The sequence below is a fragment of the Pseudoalteromonas sp. NZS11 genome (assembly GCF_015864765.1).
Taxonomy (GTDB): Bacteria; Pseudomonadota; Gammaproteobacteria; order Enterobacterales; family Alteromonadaceae; genus Pseudoalteromonas; species Pseudoalteromonas arctica.
The window spans coordinates 238,948-262,506 of record NZ_JADYWP010000002.1 but is presented as its reverse complement, the minus strand read 5'-3'; the positions used below and the strand labels follow the sequence as shown (position 1 = coordinate 262,506).

The window sequence follows — 23,559 nt, the reverse complement described above, 5'->3', positions numbered from 1 at the left end:
AAGCCGACATATGTCGGCTTTTTTATTGTAGGAGATTAAGTGCAATACCAATTGATCGAAACCCAAAATCAACTGAACACTTTTGTTGAACAAATAAAAAATAAACCTATTTTAGCTATTGATACTGAGTTTATGCGTCGTCGTACTTTGTATCCAGAAGTTGCACTTATCCAAGTTTTTGATGGTGAGCATTTAGCGCTTATTGACCCATTAGCGGAACTTTCACTATTTGATTTTTGGGAAATACTTAAAGATCCTGCAGTTTTAAAAGTACTGCATTCTCCTTCAGAAGATATTGAAGTTTTTCAAAAGTACGCAGGCTTTGTCCCAGCCCCATTATTTGATACACAATTTGCGTTGCAGCTACTCGGTGAAGGTAACTGTATGGGTTTTGCTCTTATGGTAAAAGAGCTGCAAGGTATTGAAATAGATAAAAGCGAGTCACGCACTAACTGGCTGCAACGCCCGTTAACTAAAAAACAATTAGACTACGCGGCTGCTGATACTTTTTACTTATTACCGTGTTTTGAGCTGATTATTGATCGCATTAATGCCGCTGGCTTCTTTGACATTGTAATAAACGAAAGTGAATTGATTGCCAAAAAACGTGCATTTCAAACACCTGACGAACTTTTATATAAAGATATTAAAAATGCATGGCAACTTAAACCGCACGAACTGGCGGTGTTAAAAGAGCTTGCTGTATGGCGAAGAAATAAAGCTATCAAGAAAAATTTGGCGCTTAATTTTGTGTTAAAAGAACATAACATGACTGAAATTGCCAAACGTGGTCCTTCAAGTTTAAACGCTCTACGTCAAATTCCAGGTGTTGAAGCTATTGAAGTTAATCGCTCTGGTGTCGATATAATAAAGTGTATTGAAGCTGCCAAAGAAGTTCCAGATGCTCAGCACCCTGATGTACTTAAGCGCTTAATTGATTTTCCTACTTATAAAAAAGTAGCAAAAGATATAAAACAAAAAATCACTAAAGTAGCTAAAGAGCACAATATACCAGAAGACGTTATGGCCTCTAAAAAGCAAGTTAATCAACTGATTAGTTGGAATTGGAAGCTAACTAATGAGCAAAAACAGAGTCATATAAAGCCTGACTTACTGAGCTCTTGGCGATATACCTACGTTAAAGACGCTTTAAAAGAATGGGATACTTAAGACTAGATATTTAGAAAGTTATTGCGAAAATAAAGAGGGCGCTTATAAAGCGCCCTTTCTTCAATTACTTCTTTTCTTCATCAGGTAGCGTAACGTTTAGCTCAAGTACGGCTAAATCGTCTTCGTTCTGATCAAACTGAACCTGAACTGCATCGGTACTTACGTTCACGTATTTACGGATCACATCTAAAATGTCTTGTTTTAATTGTGGTAAGTAATCCGGCGTTCCTCGTTGAGAACGCTCGTGCGCGACAATGATCTGCAATCGCTCTTTTGCTAGTGACGCACTGTTTTTCTTTTCTGAGCGGAAGTAGTCAAGTAAAGACACGTTAACCTCCAAAAATCCGTTTAAATAAGCCTTTTTTCTCAACGTCTAAGAAGCGAAAATCGACGGTTTCACCTAGTAAGCGGTTAATTGCATCAGAATAAGCTTGGCCTGCATCAGATTCTGTATCCAATATAACAGGTTGGCCTGAGTTTGAAGCACTTAATACCGCTTGCGATTCAGGAATAACACCTAATAGTGGGATTGACAGAATATCTTGCACATCTTCTACCGATAGCATTTCACCTTTTTCAACACGACTAGGATTATAGCGTGTTAATAGTAAGTGTTCTTTAATGTTTTCTAGGCCTTCTTCAGCACGTTTTGATTTGCTGTGTAAAATACCTAAAATACGATCTGAATCTCGAACTGACGACACTTCTGGATTTGTTGTAACAATTGCTTCATCAGCAAAGTACATTGCCATCATAGCGCCAGCTTCAATACCTGCTGGTGAATCACACACAATGTAATCAAAGTCTTCTTTTAATTCGTTTAATACGCGTTCAACACCTTCACGAGTTAATGCGTCTTTATCACGAGTTTGTGAAGCGGGTAGTAAAAATAATTTATCTACACGTTTATCTTTAATAAGCGCCTGGTTAAGGTTTGCCTCACCATTAATTACGTTTACAAAGTCATAAACAACACGGCGTTCACAACCCATAATTAAATCTAAGTTACGTAAACCAATATCAAAGTCGATAATAACTGTTTTATAGCCTTTTAACGCTAAGCCTGTGCCAATTGCAGCACTTGATGTTGTTTTACCAACACCGCCTTTACCTGAGGTAACGACAATTACTTTTGCCATGAGATTTATCCTTTAACCAAAGCTGAAATTTCTAATGATTCGTCTTTTTGTTGTATTTGCACTGCATTTCCCCAATGTTCACCTTGTAGTGAATCACTGATCCAGTAGTTACCATCTATTGAAACCAGCTCGGCCTCAAGTTTTTGGCAAAAAATGTGTGCTTCTTTAAAACCTTTTGCGCCTGCAATAGCGCGACCGCGTAGCGTGCCATAAATATGCACATTTCCATCGGCAATAACTTCAGCACCATGACTAACCGCGCCAAGTACTATCAAATCTCTATCTTTTGCATACACTTGTTGTCCAGAGCGAACTGTACCGCTAATAATTTGCGCTGGTAAATGCACTGTTTTTTCTACAATCGACGTATTAGCCTCTTGTTTAACAGGTTCGCTCTTGACGTCTTGTGAATAATTCAAAACAGATAAGCCAGCAGCTTTAGCTTGTGTATGTTGCTCATCTGAGCCATTACATACACCAACAGCGTTAAAGCTCATACGCTCGATTAATGACTTTAAGTGTACAAAATCAAGTGAACTGTTTTTAATTTCAATTAAATTAACAACAATAGGAGCACCCTCAAAAAACTTAGGGGCCTGGGCTATTTTTATATATAGTTGTTCTGCTAAAAGGTTTATATCAGTACTATAAAGATGTAAAACTGATAACGTAAAAAGATTCCCTTTTAACTCAAAAATTTGGTCCGACATACACGCTCAATTGAATTGTCTGATTAGAAATTAATTTTAGATAAACGTAGGCTGAATAGGGCCTTTATTGAAATTTCTAATCTAATTTTTCTAACTTATTATTACTCTCATGTTATAGTGTGCGGCATTGTTAAGCAAGAATTTATAGGGTCATAATGCTCACTGCAGTATATAAAAGTAAGAAAAAAGCGGATACGTTCTTATTTGTTGAAAAAAGAGATGATTTTGACAAAGTTCCGGAACCTTTAATGGCTATGTTTGGTCAACCTCTTTATGTGATGATCATCAACTTAGCAAAACGTGAGCATTTAGGTGGGTCTGATTTAGAAGCAGTAAAAGGTGCACTAAGTGATCAGGGTTATTATTTACAACTTCCTCCACCGGAACAAAATTTGCTAAGTCAGTTACGAAAAGAAAATGGAGTTGATAGTGATTAAAAAACTTATCGTTATATTATGTGGTGTATGTTTAAGCTCATCTGTGATGGCAAAAACACAGGCCGAATTTCAAGATTATTTAGCAAATTTAAAGCAAGAAGCCATCTCAAAAGGTTACGAAGCCAAACTTATTGATGATGCTTTTGCAACAGCAACATATAAAGAAAAAGTGGTTTCGGCTGATAAAAACCAGCCAGAAGTAAAAGAAACCCTCGAAACGTATTTACCAAAACGTGTACCACAGTGGAAAATAGACCGCGCACGCAAGCTTTATGCAGAAAACAAAGATGTACTTGAAAAAGTAGCGAAAGAGTTTGGCGTACAAGCACGCTTTATAGTGGCCTTGTGGGGACTTGAAAGTAATTTTGGCGCCATTCAAGGTGGCCATAATGTTATCGCATCGTTAGTAACGCTTGCTTTTGATGGACGCCGAGAAGCGCTTTATAAGCGCCAACTTTGGGCTGCACTCGACATTTTAAAATCGGGCCATATCACGCTTGATAAATTTAAAGGCTCATGGGCAGGCGCAATGGGGCAAACGCAATTTATGCCAACTTCATTTAATGCTTACGCGGTTGATTACAATAATGATGGCCGTAAAGATATTTGGACCACAAAGGAAGATGCTTTTGCTTCAATTGCTAACTATTTAAAGCAAGAAGGCTGGAACGACTCTCTTACGTGGGGTCGCCAAGTACAGTTACCTGAAAACTTTGATAGTAAATACGTTTTAGTGCGTGGTACAAAAACGCGCAAGCAGTGGCTAGAATATTGGAATGATTCTGAGCGCTCATTAGCTGATTGGCAAGCACTGGGTGTTCGTAAAGCTGATGGCTCTGATTTACCTAATGTAGACGTACGTGCTGCGCTGGTTATGCCTGATGATATAAATGGCCGTATGTACTTAGCGTACGATAACTACAAAGTGTTTATGCATTGGAATCGCTCGTATTACTTTGCTACTAGCGTAGGTTACTTGTCGGATAGAATTGGTTATCCAAAAATCTAATTATTAAAATATACATATAAATAAAGCCGCAATTGCGGCTTTATTCTTTTTTGAATATCTTATCTTTTAAGTCAATAACTTTACCAATTCCAGAACCTAGCTTCATCAGCTTATTAAGTTGCTCTGGCGTTAAACGTTGCAGCTCTGATGACCATTTAGTGACAGTTTCAAGTAGGTTGTGAATTTCCCCCATTTGTTTTTGTGCATAAAGCTCATCGTCGTTACTGGCTTCGTCTAATAAGTTATCGCGTAGTAATGTTAAGGTGGGCTCAATTTCGCGCTTTTTACGTTCTTCAAATACGCGATTTGCCATATCCCAAATATCGCCAGCAGGGGCGTAGTACTCTTTTCGATCGCCAGGAATATGCTGCACTTTAATTAATTGCCACGATTGCAACTCTTTAATACCCATGCTTACATTACCGCGAGAAATACTAAGCGCATCTGCAATCTCATTGGCTGTCATTGGATTTTTAGTAATAATCAGCAAACCACACATTTGCCCAATCGTACGATTGAATCCCCAGCGGCTGCCCATCTCACCACAATGCATTACAAAGGCAAAATTCTTTTCGGATAAACTCATAGCTTAGTAACTTTCAGTAATTTCAGAAAGTAAATGCTAGCACGCTCATTTTGGATAGCAAGTTCTTAGCCATTTTATAAATTGATTTTAACGACTAAAGTATGATTTAGATTAATATTTATACATCTATATTGGGATATGTTGTACACAACAATACGTAAATAAATCCTTATTTTTAATTTTTTTCACATACGATGGAATGACTATGAAAGCTGCAATTAATAATGAATACAAAGGTAAATTACAAATAACAGATCTGCCAATTCCTGAGGTTGGAATAAACGACGTTTTAGTAAAAATAGCCGCTTGTGGCGTTTGCCACACCGATTTACATGCCTGTCATGGTGATTGGCCGGTAAAGCCAAAAATGCCATTAGTTCCAGGGCATGAAGGAGTTGGTGTTATTGATAAAGTTGGAAGCAACATTAAGCACTTAGAAGTTGGCGATAGAGTGGGTATTCCTTGGCTCTATAGTGCATGTGGGCACTGTGAGTTTTGCTTAGATGGCAAAGAAACACTGTGTTTATCGCAGCATAATACGGGTTATTCTATTGATGGTAGTTATGCTGAATATTGTTTAGCGCATGGTGATTATGTTGTAAAAATACCTGAGGGATTAGGCTTTTCTGAAGCTGCTCCATTATTTTGTGCAGGTGTTACAACCTATAAAGCATTAAAAGTATCCGGTGCTAAACCTGGGCAGTGGGTTGCTATTGTTGGTGTAGGTGGCCTTGGTCATTTAGCAGTACAGTACGCTAAAGCAATGGGTTTTAATGTAATAGCTGTTGATACAGGTAAAGAAAAACTCGCGCTTGCTAAAGAGCTTGGCGCAGATATAACACTCGACTTTAAAGAAGTTGTTCCTAGCGAAGCTATTTTTGAACAAGTAGGTGGCGCGCATGGCGTTGTGTGTACTGCGGTATCTAAAGCTGGGTTTGAACAAGCTTATAAAAGTGTACGCCGTGGCGGTAAATGTGTATTAGTGGGATTACCTCCAGAGGATATGCCACTTCCTATTTTTGATACTGTGCTTAATGGCGTGTCAGTAGTGGGCTCTATTGTTGGTACACGTAAAGATTTGCAGGAATGCTTGGAATTTGCAGCGCAAGGTAAAGTAAAAGCGATTATTGAAGAAAAACGCTTAGAGGACATTAACGAGATTTTTGATGATATGCTCAAAGGTGAAATTAACGGTCGCATAGTGGTTACTATTTAATTTAGATTAAGCGTTTATAAAACACAAAAAAAGCACGGCTTCTAAATTAGAAAACCGTGCTTTTTAAATTCTAAACCAATTAAAGTGTGTAACTAAAACTTAGTTTTGCATTACGCTCTTCGCCTGGCATGCCACCTAAAAACATTGCTTTTGAGTAATATTTTTTGTTAAACAAGTTATTTAAGTTTAACTGCATATGCCATTTATCAGTTGTATACGATACCGCTGTATCGTAAATCGTGTAACTTGGTACGTAACCATCAGGAATCGAGAACGAACTTGAATTAGTACTTCTGTTATCTACAAATGTAATACCACCACTTATATTTACAGCTTCAGGTAAGTTAAACATATCTGCGTAATAAGTTACCCACGTGCTTGCTGTTACGTAAGGCACACCTTTTTGGCGTGTGTCATAACTGCTGCTGTTAGGATTGCTTTTGTCACGTGCATCTTGATAAATACCGTTTACGTTTACTTTCCATTTATCATTTAAGTAAGCGTTTAAATCAAGTTCAATACCTGTTGTTTCTTCTTTACCATCATAATAGCTTTCAGGTACATTTGAGCCTGATGTTAAAGCGTCATAAAGCGGATTTGCGTATTCTAAATTAGTACGAGAGCTTTCGAATATAACAACAGAAGCTAGTAGTTGATCATCAAACGCTTTAAATCTAAAACCTAAATCGTTACTCATTGATTCAGAATCTTCTCTGTCTGCTTCATTACCCGCAACTGAGCCTAATACACTATACGCCGTTCGACCTTTTGAATGATTTACAAATACAGATAAATCTTCAGATGGCTGATACGTCGCACCCAGGTTATACGTTAAGCCAGAATCTGATGTACTCGCTTCAGGTGTTGGCTCTGCACGGCTTGAGCTATAGCGCTCATCTACACCAAAGTGCTCGTAAGTTTGCTCAATTCGGTTATATGCTACACCAATACGCGTTGTAAGCTCTTCAGTAAGATAACCAACATGTTGAATGCCTAAGCCCCATGCTTGTACTTTTTTATTGTAGTCGCTGGTTTTAAGTGGATCGAAGTCATCAAAGCTGCCAGATGGCCAATTTGGTTCTCTTATATCGTAAATATACGGCAATGAACCTTGGTACGTTACATCACCATCATTGTTTGTGAGTACGTAATCTTGATCCCATATTGAGAATTGTTTAAAACGAATATCTCTATCTTCGTAGTTGGCGTTAACAAGTAATTCGTTATCTACGTCGCCTAACATAAAGTCATAACGTAAATCTAAAAAGTACTGCCATGATTTTTCATCTGCTTCTACTTGGCGGTATTCTTGGCGACGTGCTGCATACGGGTAAAGTACACCGTCTTCAACTAATGGAGCACGAGGGTCGTTATTAATAATCCCATCACGAGTAGAATAAACGTAGTTATAAGCACCTGTTTGGCGCGCAAAACTTGATGTGTAGTTACGGTACTGTAGCTGCTGGTTTAAAAACAAATCGTCAGTAATGTAATAGTTATGCGTTAATTTAAAACGCAGTTCTTCACCTTCGTTAGCATCAGCCATTGGTGAAATAATACCATTTGTGCCAAAGCTATAAGGTGTTAATCCATCAGATGCAGATAGCGAATTAGCAAGTTGGTCGCGTTGTGCATCACTTAACTGTACGCCGCTTCCTGTCGGATCGTTTACTAAATCGGCACCGGTTACTTCACCCGCGCTTAAACCATTTGCAGTTTCTGCATTGTAAATACGAATAGGGTGGCCAATAGAATCAACCGCTATTTCATCTTTTATATAGGCTGCCGAAAGCATGATGTTTTGTCTGTCGTTTAGTACGTATTTAAGCGAGGTATAAATTTCGTCGCGATCTTCTTTTAAATCGCGAAAGCCGTCACTTGACGCTGTTTTAGCCATTACACGATAGGCCAAGTCATCTGTTATAGCGTTAGTGCTATCAAACGATAATGAATAGCTATCCCACTGGCCAAGCTCAGCCGATACTTTGTGTTTCTCTTCAAACTCTGGCTTTTTCTCAATTAGGTTAATTACGCCACCCGCACTACCAATGCCATATAAACCTGTTGCTGGGCCTTTTAAAACCTCAACAGATTCAACATTTGTAAGTGAACGAGTTGGGTTGAATGTATTACCCAGGCCTGCACCACCATACATACCATCGTAGGTGTAGTTTGCATCTAAACCACGAATTACTAAGTTATCACCAATACCGTAGTTATTACCTGCTTGTGTTAAACCACTTACGTTTCTAACTAAATCTTGTAGGCTATCTACACCTTGAGATTCAATAAGTTCACGGTCAATAATCACAACCGGTGCAGGTGTTTCCATTAAAGACATGTCTGATTTAGTAGCAAGACCTGAGCTCATCACCACGCGGTTTTGTTTTTCGTATACGCTGATGCGTTCAATATCAGCATCAACTTTTGTATTTTGGGCAAATGCCATATTTGCATTTAAACAAGCAAGAGTAATAAGAGAGTACTTAAACGTTTTCATAGAGTGATAACTATTCGCGTTATTGAATTTGCGCGAATGATAATGGTTATTGTTTTTAAAGTGAATAGAAAGTTCATTTTATTTGATTAAATAAAACTGTTCGGATAATTAATAAACAAAGTTACGCCTATAAAAGGTACGTTGTACCTTTTATAGGATGTTTGAGATGGGTGAGGGGTTTATTAAGGCTAAGTAAGCTCAGCCTTAATAGCGTGTATTTACAATTGGTTTTTATAAACAACACCTGCTTTCATTACGAAGGGTACTGACTCTAAGGTTTTAATGTTTTTAAGAGGGTTTGCTTTTACAGCAATTATATCAGCAGCAAATCCGGTTTTAATTTGTCCTAACTGAGTATCCATTTTTAATAACTTAGCGCTATTAATTGTGGATGCTTGAATGGCTTGTAGTTCTGTCATGCCAAATTCAACCATGCGGCTAAACTGTTTTGCATTATCTCCGTGCGGGTAAATTGCTGCATCCGTTCCAAAGACCATTTTCACACCCGCTTTTACAGCACGGCTAAAGCTATCACGTTGCCTTTTTGATACTTGGCGTTCTTTATTTAGATTTTCTTCGTCAACACCATTTTGCTCGCCATAAGTCAAAGTGTATTCGGTGTTATAAATATCCATAGAAAGCCAAGTTCCATGCTCTTTGGCAAGGGCTATGGCTTCGTCATCTAAAAAGCTGGCGTGCTCTACGCTATCAACACCTGCTTTAATGGCTGTTTTAATCCCGCTTGTACCGTGTGCATGAGCTGCAACAGGTAAATCTCGCATATGGGCTTCATCAACGATGGCTTTCATTTCTTCAAAAGAATACTGCTGTGCACCTACTTTAGTCCCTTTTGAAAATACTCCACCTGTGGCGCAAAACTTAATAGCGTTTGCCCCGTATTTAATGTTTTCGCGTACTTTTATACGCGCAGCCCATGGACCGTCTGCGACGCCACTTGAAGTATATTTTAGCTCAGGAGGTAATCGGTTGTTATCACAGTGCCCGCCGGTAATTCCGAGTGATGGCCCCGCAGCCCAAATACGAGGGCCAACTATGTCACCCGCATTTATGCCGTCACGCACCGCTATAACGCTGTAACCTTCTGCGCCAACATTACGAACTGTTGTAAATCCGGCTTCTAAGGTTCTTTTAGCAAAATGAGCCGCTTTAATTGCCATTCTAGGAACTGACTGGCCTAAACGTTCACTGCGTGGAACCGTAGGGTCGCTTGTTAAATGCACATGCATATCCATTAAACCTGGCATAAGGGTTAAATCAAGTAGTTGAATATGTTTATCATCTTTAGTCAGCGTTGGTTTTTTATTTTGTTCGATGTTTGTAATTACGCCATCATCAATAGTAATCAAGGGCGATTTAATGAGTTTGCCATCTTCCACATTAACCATGGCTTTAGCCGATAGGTATGTAACGGCATGGGCATTAAAAGTAGTTAAACAAAGTAAGGCAATAGAGGTGCTGAGTAGTTGTTTTTTCATTTTATTTTTCTTTTAAATCATATTTGAATTAATAGAAATGTAACAAGCTCAGATAAAAGTGCAAATTTAATACGATGAACGCAATCTATCGTAATTACTTTATTAAGTAAGGCTTAATGCGCATAATCAAAAAACGATATTAAAAAGGATTATCATGAAATCAATTAAATTAGCATTAGTTGCCAGTGGCGTTATGTTTGCTTTAAGTGGCTGTATGAATACTGAGCTTAGTACACACACTAATACCAGTGCGCAGTTAAACACCGTTAACGCATCGGCAGGTATTGTTTCAGAGCTTTCGGCAGAGCAACAGCTCGATGTACTTGTTGCACAGTATTACGATGAATCGCTTACATATAGCCCCATCAGCGCAACTTATAATGGTCGTAACGAGTTTAACGATCAATTTACGCCTGAGATTTCAAAAGAAAATAGAGCTAAAAAAGCGGCTTTTTATAAAAAATATCAACAGCGTTTAAACTTTATAGATAAAGCACAGTTAACAGGGCAGTCGCTTTTAAGTTTTGAAATATTAGAGCGCGACCTTGCACTTAAATTAGAAGGCATGCAGTTTCCTGATTATTTACTACCAATTAACCAAATGGCGGGGGCGCATAACACCTTTGCAGGTTTTGGTTCAGGTCAAAGTGCTCAGCCGTTTAATACCGCTGAAGATTACACGGCTTTTATCTCGCGCAGCGAAGGTTTTGTAAAGTGGCTTGCCAGTGTAGAGCGTTCAATGGCGCAAGGCATTAAACTAGGTATTACGTTACCAAAACCACTTGCTGAAAAACTGCAGCCACAATTTGCAGCTCATGTAGTTAAAAATGCCGAAGACTCACTATTTTGGGGACCAATTAAAAAATTACCAGACTCGTTTAGCGCACAGCAAAAGCAAAAAGTTACAGCACAGTATCGTGAATTGATTATGAAGCACTTAGTACCAGCTTATAAAAGCATGAGTGACTTTCTAGCTAATCAGTATATTGCAAATAGCCGAGAAAGCGTTGGTTATAGTGACTTACCAAACGGTAAAGCATGGTACGAATACCAAATTAAGAAAAACACGACGCTTAGCTTATCTGCAGATGAAATTCATGACATTGGTTTAAGTGAAGTGTCGCGTATTTTAAGCGAAATGAAAAAAGTAAAAGAAACCGTGGGCTTTAAAGGTGAGTTATCAGAATTTTTTGACCATTTACGCGATTCAGATGAATTTTACTACGACACGCCCGAGGAGTTAATTGCGGCATATGAAAACGTTAAGAAAAAAATAGACGCGCGTTTGCCTCTGCTTTTTAACATCGCACCCAAAGCACCTTATGTTGTAAAAGCTGTTGAAGCATACAGAGCGCAGTCTGCAGCAGGTGCTTCATACGCATCTCCGGCGCCTGATGGCTCTCGCCCTGGTATTTTTTATATCAATGCTTATAACTTAAAAGCGCAGCCTAAATTTTTACTCGAAACTTTATCGATTCACGAAGCAGCCCCGGGCCATCACTTTCAAATAGCACTTCAGCAAGAAATAGAGGGCTTACCTGATTTTCGCAAATTTGGTGGTTACACTGTGTTTGCAGAAGGTTGGGCGCTTTATGCAGAAAGCTTAGGCAAAGAGCTAGGTTTATTTACCGACCCTTATATGTGGTACGGACGTTTATCGGATGAGCAATTACGCGCTATGCGTTTAGTGCTTGATACTGGTTTTCATGCAAAAGGGTGGACGCGTCAACAAGGTATAGACTACATGCTTGCAAATTCGTCTATGGCTAAAAGTGATGTAATTGCTGAAGTAGAGCGCTATATAGCATGGCCAGGCCAAGCGCTTTCTTACAAGTTAGGGCAATTTAAAATTCAAGAATTACGTGATTTTTCTAAAAAAGAACTCGGCAATAAATTTGATATTAAAGCGTTCCACACGCAAATATTAATTGATGGCGCATTGCCAATGCCAATCCTTGAGGAAAAAATTAAGCGTTGGGTTAAATCTCAAAGCTAATTTGTAGCGCAAAGCCTGTACTTTGAAAGGGTATTGGCTTTGCGCCATTTACAGCAATACGGTAGAATGCGCGCTCTTTAGGGGGCACGAGTAAACTATGTTTGATCAACAATTAGCAAATACACAATTTTGGCTTAAAAAAAGCTTAAGCGACATGAGTCAAAACGAATGGGAAGCCATTTGTGATGGATGCGGAAAATGTTGTTTAAATACGTTTATTGATAGCGAAGATGAAGACGAATTTACCGCCACCGATCAGTTACGCGAAGGTGAGCAATTAATATTTACTAATATTGTATGTCAGTATCTTGATAACAACACCTGTGGTTGTAGCGAATACGAAAACCGCCAAACGCTTGTTCCTTCTTGTGTAAAACTCACAAAAGAAAACCTTAAAGACATCTTTTTTATGCCACAAAGCTGCAGTTACCGTCGTTTACATGAAGGTCGTGGTTTGGCTTCTTGGCACCCATTATTAAACAGTGGCGATAAAACAAAGATGCATGAGCTAGGTATTTCTGTAAAAGACAAAACAGTCAAAGATTGCGATGTAAAGCTAGACGACTTTGATTTGTACATTGCAGAGTGGCCAACAAAGGACGCTGAGTAATGAGCAAACAACAAGCGGTAATTGGTTTAATCAATCCTAAAAGCCCGACTAATGTTGGCGGTGTATTACGTGCAGCAGGTTGTTACGATGCCAAACAGGTGTTTTTTACCGGTAATCGTTACTTAAACGCTAAAAAGTTTCATACCGATACTAAGAACGCACTTGAGCGTATCCCTTTAACTGAAACTAATAGTTTAGAAGCGGTAAAACCAGAGGGCGCAACCGTTGTTGTCATTGAGCTTATTGAAGGTGCAACACCTTTACCTGAGTTTAAGCATCCTGAAAATGCGTTTTATGTTTTTGGCCCCGAAGATGGCTCTGTACCAAAAGACGTTTTAAAGTGGTGTGATGAAGTGGTATATATTCCAACTATTGGCTGCATGAACTTAGCGGCTACTTGTAATGTGGTTTTGTACGATCGCTTAGCTAAATTAGGCGGCGTTGAGAGCAGCGATACAACAATTATAAGCTCACGTGATACAAATAATAAAATGAAATGGCAAAAAGCATCTGATTAATCGAGGTTTATTTGTGCAAAAATGTTAGTTTTGGCTAAGCTTAAAAACATTATAAATCATAAATAGATACTAAAATGCGCTGGTTTTATTTTATATTATTACTGACAAGTAGTAATTGTTTTGCTGAAACATCAGTTGAGTATTATCAAAATGGTACTCAACATGTTTTAACTGGACATTATCACAAATCAGGAGTGCTCTATGAAGCGAAAAACCCCAAACAAACACTCCATTTAGCCACACTCGATTGGCCTCCTTATATTGGTAATAATTTATGTAATAAAGGCTGGGTTTATCAATTTTCAATTGCTCTATTAAATAGTAAGGGCTACAGCGTATATATTGAATTTTTGCCTTGGGCAAGAGCTGTACGAAATGTAGAACTAGGCAAAGCTGATATATTAATGCCTGAATACTTTATAGAAGATACAGCCCCCTCCGATTATGTTAATGGTAAAACACGTCGAGAATTACTCGGTTTATCTAATTCGTTTAAAGGTGGCGAAATTGCATTTTTAAAAAGGAAAGGCGATACAGACCGTTTCACTGGAAACTTAAAATCGCTTAAAGGGCAAAAGATTGGTGTTGTTCGTGGGTATCAAAATACGCCTGAGTTTGATGCCATGATGGACAATGCTGAGTTTGAAATTATTACCTCTGTTGATGATTTACAGCTTGTTCAGCTTCTGGTTGCTAAACGTGTTGATTTGATTATAGGCGACCCTCAAGTTCTTAAATTCTCAGTAACTTATTCTTCTTTAACTAAACCTGAAAAACAATCTTTGCTTTCTTCCATTGAACAAGAAAGCATTCCTCTGCAATACAACCCTTTATATTTTGCTATTAGTAAGCTTACACCTAAATGGCTTTTAGTCTTAGATGACATAAACGAAGGGCTTTATCAGTTCCATAATAGTGGTGAGATAGACCGTATTATCAATACGACCAATACTCAATGCAAACCATAAAATTGGAACGTTCCTTTGTTGCACTGACTAATTTATATATAAACATGTAGAATCGTTTTCAACTTGTTAATGGAGTGAAAACGACGTGAGTGAAATAAATACAAATCAATCATTCGCGGTCAACGAACAGCCAAATAAAAATTACCTGTTTCCGCTGACTGCAATGACGACCCTATTTTTTTTATGGGGTTTTATTACTGTTTTAAACGATGTACTAATACCACGATTAAAAGGCGTATTTGATTTAAGCTTTTTTGAAGCGATGCTAGTACAGTTTTGCTTTTTTGGTGCTTATTTTATTGTTTCTATCCCTGCGGGTATTTTAGTTAAGCAGTTTGGTTACAAAAAAGGGATTTTAACCGGTTTAATTGTGGCTTCAATTGGCTGTATGTTGTTTTACCCTGCTGTTGTAGTACATGAGTATTGGCTATTTTTAGGCGCTTTATTTGTACTTGCCGCTGGTGTAACGGTACTTCAGGTTTCTGCTAACCCTTATGTTGCTGCTCTTGGGCCTGAAAAAACAGCTTCTTCTCGTTTAAATTTGGCACAGGCACTTAATGCGCTTGGTACTACTGTTGGGCCTTATGTGGGTGGTTTATTATTTTTTGGTACAGCAGGTAGTCTAGCCGCTTCTGCAGCAACTGCTGAGTCTGTAAAAGTTCCTTACTTAATGCTTGCTGGCGCATTATTGCTTATCGCTATTATATTTGCCTTTATAAAGCTTCCAGAAATTGAAGCCCATAAAGAAGAAAATAACGCTTCAGTAGAATCTCGTTCATTAACTCAAGCACCGCACTTAACTATGGGTGTACTTGCTATATTTTGTTATGTAGGCGGGGAGGTTGCCATCGGCAGCTTTTTAGTAAATTACTTTGGTGAGGCAAACATAGCAGGGCTTGAAGAGCATACCGCGGCCGCACTTATTAGTTATTATTGGGGCGGGGCAATGGTAGGGCGTTTTATTGGCTCTGTTTTATTACAAAAAATAGCGCCTTCTAAGGCTATCGCATTTAATGCATTTAGTATTATTGCGCTATTATTGATCACAATTTTTACTCAAGGTGACGTCGCTTTATATTCAGTTTTGGCAATTGGTTTATTTAACTCAATTATGTTCCCGACTATATTTTCGGTTGCTATCGAGCGACTAGGATCATTGACTAGTAAGGGTTCTGGTTGGTTATGCTTAGCTATTGTAGGGGGGGCACTTGTACCATTACTGCAAGGGTTTATAGCTGACACAGTTAATATACAACAAAGCTTTTTTGTACCATTGGTGTGTTATGTATTTATAGCATGGTACGGATTAAATGTTGTTCGCTTAGCAAATAAGTGGAAATAACAGACTATACAAAAGTGACTGAATACGTATTCAGTCACTTATAAAGCTATACTTAATAGGAACGTTCCACAAGTAATTAATACGAGTCATAATTTATCTCAATATTAGTCAGTTACCCCCTACAGCCTTTTGTTTTTTAATCCTTTATCCTTATTTTTATCTAATAATCTAGTTGCAAGCCTTATTTATTAGGACATTTTGCTAAATTTTTGCTAAAACTGTATGGATAATAAAGATAAATAATAAAAAGGATGTATATGCTTAACTCGTTGAAATTTACTTCCAAAGTGACTATTGCAGCCTCTTTAATTTTGGTTTTGGTGCTAGGGTTATTTACTTTTAATAACTACATTGCAATGCGCAAGCAAACAGAGCAGCAGTTAAGCCTAGTATTACAACAAAACTCAGAATCTGTTTCACAAAATATAGCGAGTTGGTTAAATGCAAAGTTGGCGATTGTTATATCAATTGCTAAAACCCACAAAGCCAATGATTCTAAAGCACTCACCCTTTCACAATTAAATACTGCAGAACTTGCCGGAAGCTTTAAAAATACCTATATCGGTAAATCCAGCGGCACGTTTATATTAAACGATCAATCTGTTGTTTTACCTGCTGATTTTGATGCGACCTCTCGGCCTTGGTACAAATTAGTCGAAAACAAATCAAATACCGCTTTTACAACTCCCTATATTGATGTAACAACTAACGAGCTTACAATCTCAGCGGTAGTACCCATTTTACAAAATGGGCAGTTTAGCGGCGTTGCAGGTGCCGATATTGATATGCAAACTGTAACTAAAATTATCAACGATATTGATTTTTTAGGTCTTGGTTATGGTTTTTTACTCGATAACAAAGGTCAAGTGTTAAGCCATCCTAATGCTAAGTTAAACTTAAAAAATACAGCAGATATTTTTGGTACTAATACGCCCTTGCAAAGTGAGTTTACCCAATACGAAATAAACGGAGAGTCTAAACTTATCTCGTTTACAAAAATTAGTGGCATTGAAAATGTAGATTGGTACCTAGGTGTTGTTATAGATAAAGATAAAGCGTATGTCAGCGTTTCTAACTTTGGCCAAACTGCGGCTGTTTTTATGGTGATAGGGATCATTGCTATCATTATTATGATGCAGCTTTTATTACGCTATTTAATGCAGCCTATGAACCGTTTAAATGATGCCATTAAAGATATAGCACAAGGCGAAGGCGATTTAACAAGGCGTCTAACCGTTGAAAATGATGACGAGTTTGGCGACTTAAGTCATTCATTTAATATTTTTATCGAAAAAATTCAGCATTCAATAGAGCAAGTAAAAGAGTCCACTGAGCAATTAGATACAGCCATAGAGAGCTTGGTATCACAAACACATTCATCACTGTCTATGTATGATGATCAAAGTAAACGAACGGATAGCGTTGCTGCGGCTATTAATCAGTTTTCAGCTACATCAATGGATATTTCAAGTAATGCAGAGAGTGCATCGCAGCTTGCTAAAAATGCAGATGAGCACTCAACACAAAACCAAGAAGCATTAAGCCACAGTGTTGCAACCATCCACCAGCTTTCAGCTAATATGGAGAAAGCTCAGCAAACTATAAACAGTTTAAATACACACACAGCCAGTATTGGGCAAGTGCTTGAAGTTATTAAAGGTGTAAGCGAGCAAACTAATCTATTGGCACTCAATGCAGCAATAGAAGCCGCTAGAGCAGGAGAGGCAGGACGCGGTTTTGCCGTTGTAGCAGATGAAGTACGCCAATTAGCACACCGCACTCAACAATCAACGCAAGAAATTGAAGACACGGTGAGCCAGTTACAAAAAGGCTCAAACCTTGCTGTAGAGCTTATGAAAACAAGCCTTCAAGACAGTGAAAAAAGCGTACAACAAGCAGATGCCGTCGGCAATTTAATGAGTCATGTTATACAAGCTATTAAGCAAATTAACGATGCAAATCATTCTGTGGCCAGTGCAACAGATGAGCAAAACCAAGTTGTTAAGTTATTAGATACTGATATTCAAACAATTAGTGCGCTTTCTATACAAGGCAAGGCTAACTTAAATGAGACACTTAACGAATGTACCAAATTAAAACAGCAGTTTAGTGCCTTAGAAAATATGGTTCAAAAGTTTAAAGTATAAAATTAATGACTAAAAAAAATGTAAATAAACCAAACTGGCTCAGTCTAATAAATATCGACAGTGTTTATAGCTCAGACATGCAACGCAAAGCGTTTTCTTTATTTACCATGATTGGGATATCAATTGTGGTGATTGCTGTATTAGTGTTTTTGAATTATAAGGTTTACTCACCGATACTCACTGCTTCATTAATTATCGTTAATATTACAAATATAAGCTGTTCTATCTACTTTATAAGAACGGGTAATCTTCAAGTAGTGGCATTAATAAGTATGAGCATTGTGTGCATGATGTTTGTTGCACTTGTTTATACCGGTGGTAAAGATAACACCGCGCTATATTGGCTTATGTTTTATCCTGTAGTGACGTTTGCATCTTTAGGGGTCAGATTAGGTGCTTGGTTAGGTTTTACTTTACTGTTTTCTTGTATTGTTATTTTATACGGCCCTGATTTTGGTCAAGTTAGCTATGGCGACGTAGAAAAAACACGATTTATAGCGTCCTTTTCTATGGTGTTTTTATTCTCATTTATTGGTGAGTATTTTAGGTATAAAAGCCACATGGCTATTGCCGATATTACGCTAGAGCAAAAACAAGATGCTTATACCGACCCCCTTACTGGTATAGCAAACAGACGTTTTATTACCTCTCATTTTTTAAAGCTTGCCCAAGCACGCCCAGAGCAGTACTTACCTTTTTCAATTTGGTTAATTGATTTAGATAACTTCAAATCTTTAAATGATACGCATGGTCACGATTTTGGTGATACGGTATTGATTGAATTTACCAAGCTCCTTGAATCTCAGTTTTTGGCAACTGCGTTAAAGGCCCGTTATGGCGGTGAGGAGTTTGTTGTTATTTTACCGCAGGTTACTGTTGCTACAGCCACTGTAATAGCAAACAAATTTCGAGAGGCTGTTGCAGGGCACGTTATATTTACTGATGACAAGCAGCGTATTTCAATCACCTGTAGCATTGGTATTTCCCAAGTAAATAAAGTAACTGATTATGATGATTCGTTAAAACAAGCTGATGAAGCTCTTTATAGTGCAAAGGCTGCTGGTCGTAATAGTGTCGTCTCGAACTAGTTGAAGGATTAATATGTCTCAAAGTAAATTAATATATGTTCATGACCCAATGTGTAGTTGGTGTTGGGGTTACTCACCAACCTGGCTTAAGCTAAAATCAGAGCTTGCTGGTAAAGTGGCAATAGAATATAGAGTAGGTGGCCTAGCACCCGATAGCCAAGACCCAATGCCACAAAATATGAAAGAGATGCTTGAGGGGACTTGGCATAAAATTTCAGCGCAGCTAGGCACTCAATTTAATTATGATTTTTGGCGCAATTGCCAGCCAAGGCGTTCAACGTATCCCGCATGTAGAGCCGCACTTATAGCGCGTAAAGCGGATAAAGAAGCTCAAATGGTGGCTGCAATTCAAAATGCTTATTACCTAAATGCGCAAAACCCGTCAGATGAAAGTACATTAATTAGTTTGGCTGAAAAGATTGGCTTAGATAAAAATGAGTTTACCGTGCAGCTAACGTCAAGCGAGCTTAATGATGAATTTAAAGCTGAGTTATCCTTTGTTCGTACACTACCAATCCAAGGTTTTCCCTCACTCGTGCTTATAAAAGACAATAAAGCACACCCAATAGAAATTAATTATACCGATTGGCACTATTCCCTTAATCAAATTAATTCAATTTTAAAATAACCCAGCTTGTTTATAGGGCATTTGGTTAACAAATGCTCTTATCATCTTAAAAATCTCCTCGTAAGTCTTAATTGTTACCATTGTCATAAAAGCGACTTTTTTGCGCAACATCCTTGTCATGTTACATCTATAAACTCCTGCTCATTGAAATTATTAAGTCATAAATTATTTATATAACAAAGTTTATGACCTAAGAAAACAAACTAGCAAATCCGCTAACTAACGAGTAAAGGTGTATGCGATGAAAGGCGTTAAACCATTAATCTTAGCTGGTATTGTGGCCGCAAGTGCAGCAGTACACGCAAACGATTTAGATAAGGTTATTGATAAAAGCAGTGAAATTAATAAATCAGCTGCGCAATCACAAACAAAAATAGACAAGATTGCAGATTCAATGCAAGGGCGTTTACAGCAGTTTAAAACCCTCAATAAAGAAATTGACGGTTTAGCTGTTTACAACGCTCAGCTAACTAAACAGTTAAATAATCAAATAGAAGAGATGGAATCGTTAAACCTGTCAATGGATCAGGTTTCTATTATTGAACGTCAAATTACACCTTTAATGATGCGTATGATCACAGGCCTTGAGCAGTTTGTATCACTCGACGTGCCATTTCTACAAGATGAGCGTGCAAAACGTTTAGCCTCATTAAAAACCATGATGGATCGCGCTGATATCACCTCAAGCGAGAAATTTCGCCGTGTTTTAGAAGCTTATCAAGTGGAAGTTGATTACGGGCGTACCATTGAAGCATATACCGCTCTATTAGAAGTAAGTGGTAAAGAGCGAGAAGTAGACTTTTTACGCATTGGTCGTTTAGAGCTTATTTATTTAACGCGCGATGGCAAGCAAGCAGGTAGTTGGGATACAAACACAAAAACGTTTGTAGCGCTTCCTGACTCTACTATAAGCCAAATTAACAAAGGTCTTCGCATAGCGCGTAAGCAACTTGCCCCAGATATGTTAACTCTGCCAGTACACGCAGCAGAATAAGAGGTTAAAAATGAAATTGTTTACTCAAATGACAAAAAAGGCTCTTTTTGCTGCAAGCCTTACACTAAGCCTAGGTTTTACAGGTAATAGTATCGCGGCAGAGTCAATGAATCTTGACTCGTTACTTAAATCAATTGAAGACGGGAAATCGGTTCAAAGCGCACAAAACAAGCAACGAGAGCAAGAATTTACCTCGCGTCAAAACGAACAAGTGCAAATGCTAAAAGATACACAAGCAAAACGCAGTCAAATGCTTGGTGAATCAGAGCGATTAGAAACACAGTTTGAAGAAAACGAAATTAAGCTTGCTAATTTAACCGATACTTTATCAAAGCGTATGGGATCACTTAAAGAACTATATGGCGTTCTTCAGCAAGTTGCTGGTGATTCAAGCAATAAATTTGCAACATCGGTTGTATCGGCAGAAATTCCGGGGCGAAGTGCTTTTATGGACGATCTCGCTCAAAAAATGGGCTCAACATCAAAGCTTGCTTCAATCGACGATATTGAAAAAGTGTGGTACGAGCTGCAACGCGAAATGACCGAGCAAGGCAAAGTAAGTCGCTTTAATACTACGGTTATAGTCGAAGGTGGTAATAAAGCACAGCAAGAAGTTGTTCGCGTAGGTGCTTTTAACCTTATATCGGGCGGTAAATATTTAGAATACAACCCAGGTACGAATACACTAAGCGAACTAACTCGCCAACCAGTATCGCGCTACACATCAACAGCGGGCGATTTACAAGACGCTAAAACAGGTGTTGTGCAGTTTGCACTTGACCCAACAGGTGGTTCAATTTTAGGTTTACTCGTTCAAGCCCCAGATACTGCAGAGCAAGTACATCAAGGTGGCGCTGTTGGTTACGTAATCTTAGGTGTAGGTTTACTTGCATTATTAATTGCAATTGAGCGTTTTGTATCGCTATTACTTGTTGGTGGGAAAATTCGCCGCCAGCTAAAAGACAGCGTAGCGAGAGATGACAATCCACTAGGTCGTGTTATGAAAGTTAAAGATGACTACCCAAATGTTGCCTACGACACGTTAGAGCTTAAATTAAGCGAAGCTATTTTACGCGAAATGCCAAAAATAACGCGTAACTTAACACTTATCAAAATTATATCGGTAGTTGCACCGCTATTAGGTTTACTTGGTACGGTAACCGGTATGATCAATACCTTCCAAGCAATTACACTATTTGGTACTGGCGACCCTAAACTAATGGCTGGTGGTATTTCTCAAGCACTAGTAACAACCGTATTAGGCTTAGTTGTTGCAATACCAACCGTATTTATTTACACGCTACTTAATACTCGCTCAAAAGGTTTACTGCTTATATTACAAGAGCAAAGCGCCGGTATTATTGCAGAGCGAAGTGAGAAAGGAGAATAAGCCATGGTGCTATTGATTGACTCAATCAATGCTATCCGTGATTTTCTCGACACTGGTGGCCAAGTTCTCTTGGTCATTGGGGTGTTAATCTTCGCGATGTGGTTATTGATACTCGAGCGATTTATTTATTTTTTTAATGGTTTTCGTGGTTATAAAAAAGACGCTAAAAGCACATGGAGTTCTCGCTGTGAGCGTAACAGCTGGAATGCAGAGCAAATTCGTCAAGCGATGATCTCGCGTGCAAGTATGCGCCTAAATACTAATTTACCGCTTATTAACGTAATGGTTGCGTTATGCCCGTTACTTGGCTTATTGGGCACAGTAACAGGAATGATTGAAGTATTTGATGTGATGGCAATTACAGGCACAGGCAGTGCGCGCTCAATGGCATCGGGTGTATCTAAAGCAACTATTCCAACAATGGCGGGTATGGTAGGTGCGTTATCGGGTGTATTTGCATCAACGTATTTACAACGCAAAGCCAAGCGAGAAGTAGAGCTACTACAAGACAGCATGGTTTTAGACCATTAAGCAAAATTTTGATAAGCGGCCCATTTAAAGCCGTTCATCCTAGGAGAATAAAAAATGAGAGCCCCTTTAGGTAATTTAATGCAAGAAGACGAAGCTGAAGAAATAAACATGACACCTATGTTAGATGTTGTATTTATCATGCTTATTTTCTTTATTGTTACAGCGTCGTTTGTAAAAGAATCGGGTATTGACGTAAACCGACCTGAAGCAGCAACAGCTGTTAAAAAAGAACGTGCAAACATATTAGTGGCGATTTCTGACACGGGTGAAATCTGGATTAATAAACGTCAAATAGACATACGTGCAGTGCAAGCCAATATTGAGCGTTTAAAAGCTGAAAACCCGCAAGGTAGTGTTGTTATTCAAGCTGATAAAAAATCAACAACCGATACTTTAATAAAAGTAATGGATGCAGCACGCGCAGCAGGTGTGTTTGATGTGTCGATTGCGGCTCAAGAAGCATAAGGGCAGGCAATGCGTTATTTAGTAGCATTAGTTATAGCCGGTGTAGTGACCTTTATGTTGTTTTTAGGCATGCAGGCACTTATTACTGGTGGCGAAGGTGTAATGAGTGAACCCGCCAAGGGTAACGTACTTGATTTTGTCAGGCTTAAAAAAGAAGAAAGCGTGCAAAAAAAAGAACGCAAACCACAAAAACCACCAACGCCTAAAGAGCCACCTCCGCCAATGGAATCGCCGCAAATGCAAAATAGCGACGCGACTGCGAACGCTAATAACTTCGACTTTGGCGCCAATGTGGATGCAGATGTAAATTTAGCCGGTGGTTTAGCGCTTGAAACAAGTGATGGTGAGTATTTACCTATTGTTAAAGTGGCGCCTGTTTATCCTCGTCGCGCATTATCACGTGGCATTGAAGGCTACGTTATTGTTGAATTTACAGTAACTAAGCAAGGTACGGTGCGAGACCCACAAGTGATTAAAGCAGAGCCTGAGTCTCTCTTTGATAGAGCGGCGATGGATGCAGCCCTTAAATTTAAATATAAACCGCGCGTAGTAAATGGTGAAGCCGTTGAAGTTGCGGGTGTTCAGAACAAAATATCTTTCCAAATTAGCGGTTAATTTA

The 23,559-nt window shown here is 38.6% G+C and carries 23 protein-coding genes; 17 read left to right on the top strand and 6 right to left on the bottom strand.

The annotated features are described in order from the left end of the window. The first annotated feature begins 39 nt into the window (after positions 1-39). Positions 40-1,170 (top strand): ribonuclease D, encoded by a 1,131-nt coding sequence (gene rnd, locus I6E82_RS04875; protein WP_007583273.1) that lies wholly within the window; start codon positions 40-42, stop codon positions 1,168-1,170. Between the two features lie 64 nt (positions 1,171-1,234). On the opposite strand, the gene minE is transcribed toward rnd, so the two are convergent. From minE to minC, 3 genes are read right to left on the bottom strand one after another with little or no spacing between them, the layout of a single operon-like run. After that, positions 1,235-1,498 (bottom strand): cell division topological specificity factor MinE, encoded by a 264-nt coding sequence (gene minE, locus I6E82_RS04870; protein ID WP_004334706.1) that lies wholly within the window; start codon positions 1,496-1,498, stop codon positions 1,235-1,237. A gap of 1 nt (position 1,499) precedes the next feature. Further along, positions 1,500-2,309, bottom strand: a complete 810-nt coding sequence (minD, locus tag I6E82_RS04865) for a septum site-determining protein MinD (protein WP_007583272.1) — start codon at positions 2,307-2,309, stop codon at positions 1,500-1,502. Positions 2,310-2,314: 5 nt separating this feature from the next. Continuing rightward, the gene (minC, locus tag I6E82_RS04860) at positions 2,315-3,019 is read right to left on the bottom strand and encodes a septum site-determining protein MinC (protein ID WP_007583271.1); all 705 of its coding nucleotides are present in this window, start codon (positions 3,017-3,019) and stop codon (positions 2,315-2,317) included. A gap of 155 nt (positions 3,020-3,174) precedes the next feature. Between minC and I6E82_RS04855 the strand changes: the two genes are divergently transcribed. Further along, complete coding sequence (locus tag I6E82_RS04855) at positions 3,175-3,456, top strand: YcgL domain-containing protein (protein WP_007583270.1); 282 nt, start codon at positions 3,175-3,177, stop codon at positions 3,454-3,456. Further along, the gene (locus I6E82_RS04850; RefSeq protein ID WP_024594339.1) at positions 3,449-4,465 is read left to right on the top strand and encodes a lytic murein transglycosylase; all 1,017 of its coding nucleotides are present in this window, start codon (positions 3,449-3,451) and stop codon (positions 4,463-4,465) included. Before I6E82_RS04855 ends, I6E82_RS04850 begins: the two co-directional genes overlap by 8 nt. Positions 4,466-4,505: 40 nt before the next feature. Here the strand turns inward: I6E82_RS04850 and I6E82_RS04845 are convergent, their stop codons facing one another. Next, positions 4,506-5,051, bottom strand: coding sequence for a GbsR/MarR family transcriptional regulator (locus tag I6E82_RS04845; RefSeq protein ID WP_010552940.1), 546 nt, complete (start codon positions 5,049-5,051; stop codon positions 4,506-4,508). Positions 5,052-5,256: 205 nt separating this feature from the next. On the opposite strand from I6E82_RS04845, the gene adhP reads away from it, so the two are divergent. Next, on the top strand, positions 5,257-6,267 hold the full coding sequence (adhP, locus tag I6E82_RS04840; RefSeq protein WP_007583268.1) for an alcohol dehydrogenase AdhP: 1,011 nt from the start codon (positions 5,257-5,259) through the stop codon (positions 6,265-6,267). Between the two features lie 79 nt (positions 6,268-6,346). On the opposite strand, the gene I6E82_RS04835 is transcribed toward adhP, so the two are convergent. Both I6E82_RS04835 and I6E82_RS04830 read right to left on the bottom strand, forming a co-directional pair. Further along, the gene (locus I6E82_RS04835) at positions 6,347-8,767 is read right to left on the bottom strand and encodes a TonB-dependent receptor (protein ID WP_197116959.1); all 2,421 of its coding nucleotides are present in this window, start codon (positions 8,765-8,767) and stop codon (positions 6,347-6,349) included. A gap of 218 nt (positions 8,768-8,985) precedes the next feature. Next, positions 8,986-10,263, bottom strand: coding sequence for a Xaa-Pro dipeptidase (locus tag I6E82_RS04830; protein ID WP_007583265.1), 1,278 nt, complete (start codon positions 10,261-10,263; stop codon positions 8,986-8,988). A gap of 154 nt (positions 10,264-10,417) precedes the next feature. Between I6E82_RS04830 and I6E82_RS04825 the strand changes: the two genes are divergently transcribed. The 13 genes from I6E82_RS04825 (at position 10,418) to I6E82_RS04765 (ending at position 23,555) form a co-directional block, all read left to right on the top strand. After that, on the top strand, positions 10,418-12,259 hold the full coding sequence (locus tag I6E82_RS04825; RefSeq protein ID WP_197116957.1) for a DUF885 domain-containing protein: 1,842 nt from the start codon (positions 10,418-10,420) through the stop codon (positions 12,257-12,259). A 97-nt stretch (positions 12,260-12,356) separates the two neighbouring features. Further along, positions 12,357-12,869, top strand: a complete 513-nt coding sequence (locus I6E82_RS04820; RefSeq protein WP_024591051.1) for a YcgN family cysteine cluster protein — start codon at positions 12,357-12,359, stop codon at positions 12,867-12,869. Continuing rightward, a complete protein-coding gene (locus I6E82_RS04815; protein ID WP_197100458.1) occupies positions 12,869-13,387 on the top strand; it encodes an RNA methyltransferase in 519 nt (172 codons plus the stop codon). The genes I6E82_RS04820 and I6E82_RS04815 overlap by 1 nt, the downstream gene beginning before the upstream one ends. Before the next feature lie 74 nt (positions 13,388-13,461). Beyond that, positions 13,462-14,355 carry a substrate-binding periplasmic protein gene (locus I6E82_RS04810; protein ID WP_197116955.1) on the top strand — a complete coding sequence of 298 codons (894 nt, stop codon included), beginning with the start codon at positions 13,462-13,464 and terminating at the stop codon, positions 14,353-14,355. An 85-nt stretch (positions 14,356-14,440) separates the two neighbouring features. Beyond that, complete coding sequence (locus tag I6E82_RS04805; RefSeq protein WP_197116953.1) at positions 14,441-15,697, top strand: sugar MFS transporter; 1,257 nt, start codon at positions 14,441-14,443, stop codon at positions 15,695-15,697. Positions 15,698-15,954: 257 nt separating this feature from the next. Further along, positions 15,955-17,844 carry a methyl-accepting chemotaxis protein gene (locus tag I6E82_RS04800; protein ID WP_197116951.1) on the top strand — a complete coding sequence of 630 codons (1,890 nt, stop codon included), beginning with the start codon at positions 15,955-15,957 and terminating at the stop codon, positions 17,842-17,844. Positions 17,845-17,849: 5 nt separating this feature from the next. After that, positions 17,850-18,932: a GGDEF domain-containing protein gene (locus tag I6E82_RS04795; protein ID WP_197116949.1), complete on the top strand. Its 1,083-nt coding sequence runs from the start codon at positions 17,850-17,852 to the stop codon at positions 18,930-18,932. Positions 18,933-18,945: 13 nt separating this feature from the next. Further along, complete coding sequence (locus I6E82_RS04790; protein WP_197116947.1) at positions 18,946-19,560, top strand: DsbA family protein; 615 nt, start codon at positions 18,946-18,948, stop codon at positions 19,558-19,560. A gap of 241 nt (positions 19,561-19,801) precedes the next feature. Beyond that, positions 19,802-20,554 (top strand): DUF3450 domain-containing protein, encoded by a 753-nt coding sequence (locus tag I6E82_RS04785; protein WP_197100448.1) that lies wholly within the window; start codon positions 19,802-19,804, stop codon positions 20,552-20,554. A gap of 10 nt (positions 20,555-20,564) precedes the next feature. Then, on the top strand, positions 20,565-21,944 hold the full coding sequence (locus I6E82_RS04780; protein ID WP_101216932.1) for a MotA/TolQ/ExbB proton channel family protein: 1,380 nt from the start codon (positions 20,565-20,567) through the stop codon (positions 21,942-21,944). A 3-nt stretch (positions 21,945-21,947) separates the two neighbouring features. Next, the gene (locus I6E82_RS04775; RefSeq protein WP_024591043.1) at positions 21,948-22,475 is read left to right on the top strand and encodes a MotA/TolQ/ExbB proton channel family protein; all 528 of its coding nucleotides are present in this window, start codon (positions 21,948-21,950) and stop codon (positions 22,473-22,475) included. Between the two features lie 54 nt (positions 22,476-22,529). Next, positions 22,530-22,940 carry an ExbD/TolR family protein gene (locus tag I6E82_RS04770; protein WP_024591042.1) on the top strand — a complete coding sequence of 137 codons (411 nt, stop codon included), beginning with the start codon at positions 22,530-22,532 and terminating at the stop codon, positions 22,938-22,940. Between the two features lie 9 nt (positions 22,941-22,949). Beyond that, positions 22,950-23,555 carry an energy transducer TonB gene (locus tag I6E82_RS04765; protein ID WP_024591041.1) on the top strand — a complete coding sequence of 202 codons (606 nt, stop codon included), beginning with the start codon at positions 22,950-22,952 and terminating at the stop codon, positions 23,553-23,555. Positions 23,556-23,559 lie beyond the last annotated feature (4 nt).

What these genes read in the sequence shown, in the direction of transcription:
- minD (WP_007583272.1), bottom strand. Translation starts at nt 2,309, where the DNA reads ATGGCAAAAGTAATTGTCGTTACCTCAGGTAAAGGCGGTGTTGGTAAA.
- I6E82_RS04790 (WP_197116947.1), top strand. Translation starts at nt 18,946, where the DNA reads ATGTCTCAAAGTAAATTAATATATGTTCATGACCCAATGTGTAGTTGG.
- I6E82_RS04810 (WP_197116955.1), top strand. Translation starts at nt 13,462, where the DNA reads ATGCGCTGGTTTTATTTTATATTATTACTGACAAGTAGTAATTGTTTT.
- minC (WP_007583271.1), bottom strand. Translation starts at nt 3,019, where the DNA reads ATGTCGGACCAAATTTTTGAGTTAAAAGGGAATCTTTTTACGTTATCA.
- I6E82_RS04795 (WP_197116949.1), top strand. Translation starts at nt 17,850, where the DNA reads ATGACTAAAAAAAATGTAAATAAACCAAACTGGCTCAGTCTAATAAAT.
- adhP (WP_007583268.1), top strand. Translation starts at nt 5,257, where the DNA reads ATGAAAGCTGCAATTAATAATGAATACAAAGGTAAATTACAAATAACA.
- I6E82_RS04815 (WP_197100458.1), top strand. Translation starts at nt 12,869, where the DNA reads ATGAGCAAACAACAAGCGGTAATTGGTTTAATCAATCCTAAAAGCCCG.
- I6E82_RS04770 (WP_024591042.1), top strand. Translation starts at nt 22,530, where the DNA reads ATGAGAGCCCCTTTAGGTAATTTAATGCAAGAAGACGAAGCTGAAGAA.
- I6E82_RS04765 (WP_024591041.1), top strand. Translation starts at nt 22,950, where the DNA reads ATGCGTTATTTAGTAGCATTAGTTATAGCCGGTGTAGTGACCTTTATG.
- I6E82_RS04785 (WP_197100448.1), top strand. Translation starts at nt 19,802, where the DNA reads ATGAAAGGCGTTAAACCATTAATCTTAGCTGGTATTGTGGCCGCAAGT.
- I6E82_RS04780 (WP_101216932.1), top strand. Translation starts at nt 20,565, where the DNA reads ATGAAATTGTTTACTCAAATGACAAAAAAGGCTCTTTTTGCTGCAAGC.
- I6E82_RS04775 (WP_024591043.1), top strand. Translation starts at nt 21,948, where the DNA reads ATGGTGCTATTGATTGACTCAATCAATGCTATCCGTGATTTTCTCGAC.
- I6E82_RS04825 (WP_197116957.1), top strand. Translation starts at nt 10,418, where the DNA reads ATGAAATCAATTAAATTAGCATTAGTTGCCAGTGGCGTTATGTTTGCT.
- I6E82_RS04820 (WP_024591051.1), top strand. Translation starts at nt 12,357, where the DNA reads ATGTTTGATCAACAATTAGCAAATACACAATTTTGGCTTAAAAAAAGC.
- I6E82_RS04800 (WP_197116951.1), top strand. Translation starts at nt 15,955, where the DNA reads ATGCTTAACTCGTTGAAATTTACTTCCAAAGTGACTATTGCAGCCTCT.
- I6E82_RS04845 (WP_010552940.1), bottom strand. Translation starts at nt 5,051, where the DNA reads ATGAGTTTATCCGAAAAGAATTTTGCCTTTGTAATGCATTGTGGTGAG.
- I6E82_RS04830 (WP_007583265.1), bottom strand. Translation starts at nt 10,263, where the DNA reads ATGAAAAAACAACTACTCAGCACCTCTATTGCCTTACTTTGTTTAACT.
- I6E82_RS04835 (WP_197116959.1), bottom strand. Translation starts at nt 8,767, where the DNA reads ATGAAAACGTTTAAGTACTCTCTTATTACTCTTGCTTGTTTAAATGCA.
- I6E82_RS04855 (WP_007583270.1), top strand. Translation starts at nt 3,175, where the DNA reads ATGCTCACTGCAGTATATAAAAGTAAGAAAAAAGCGGATACGTTCTTA.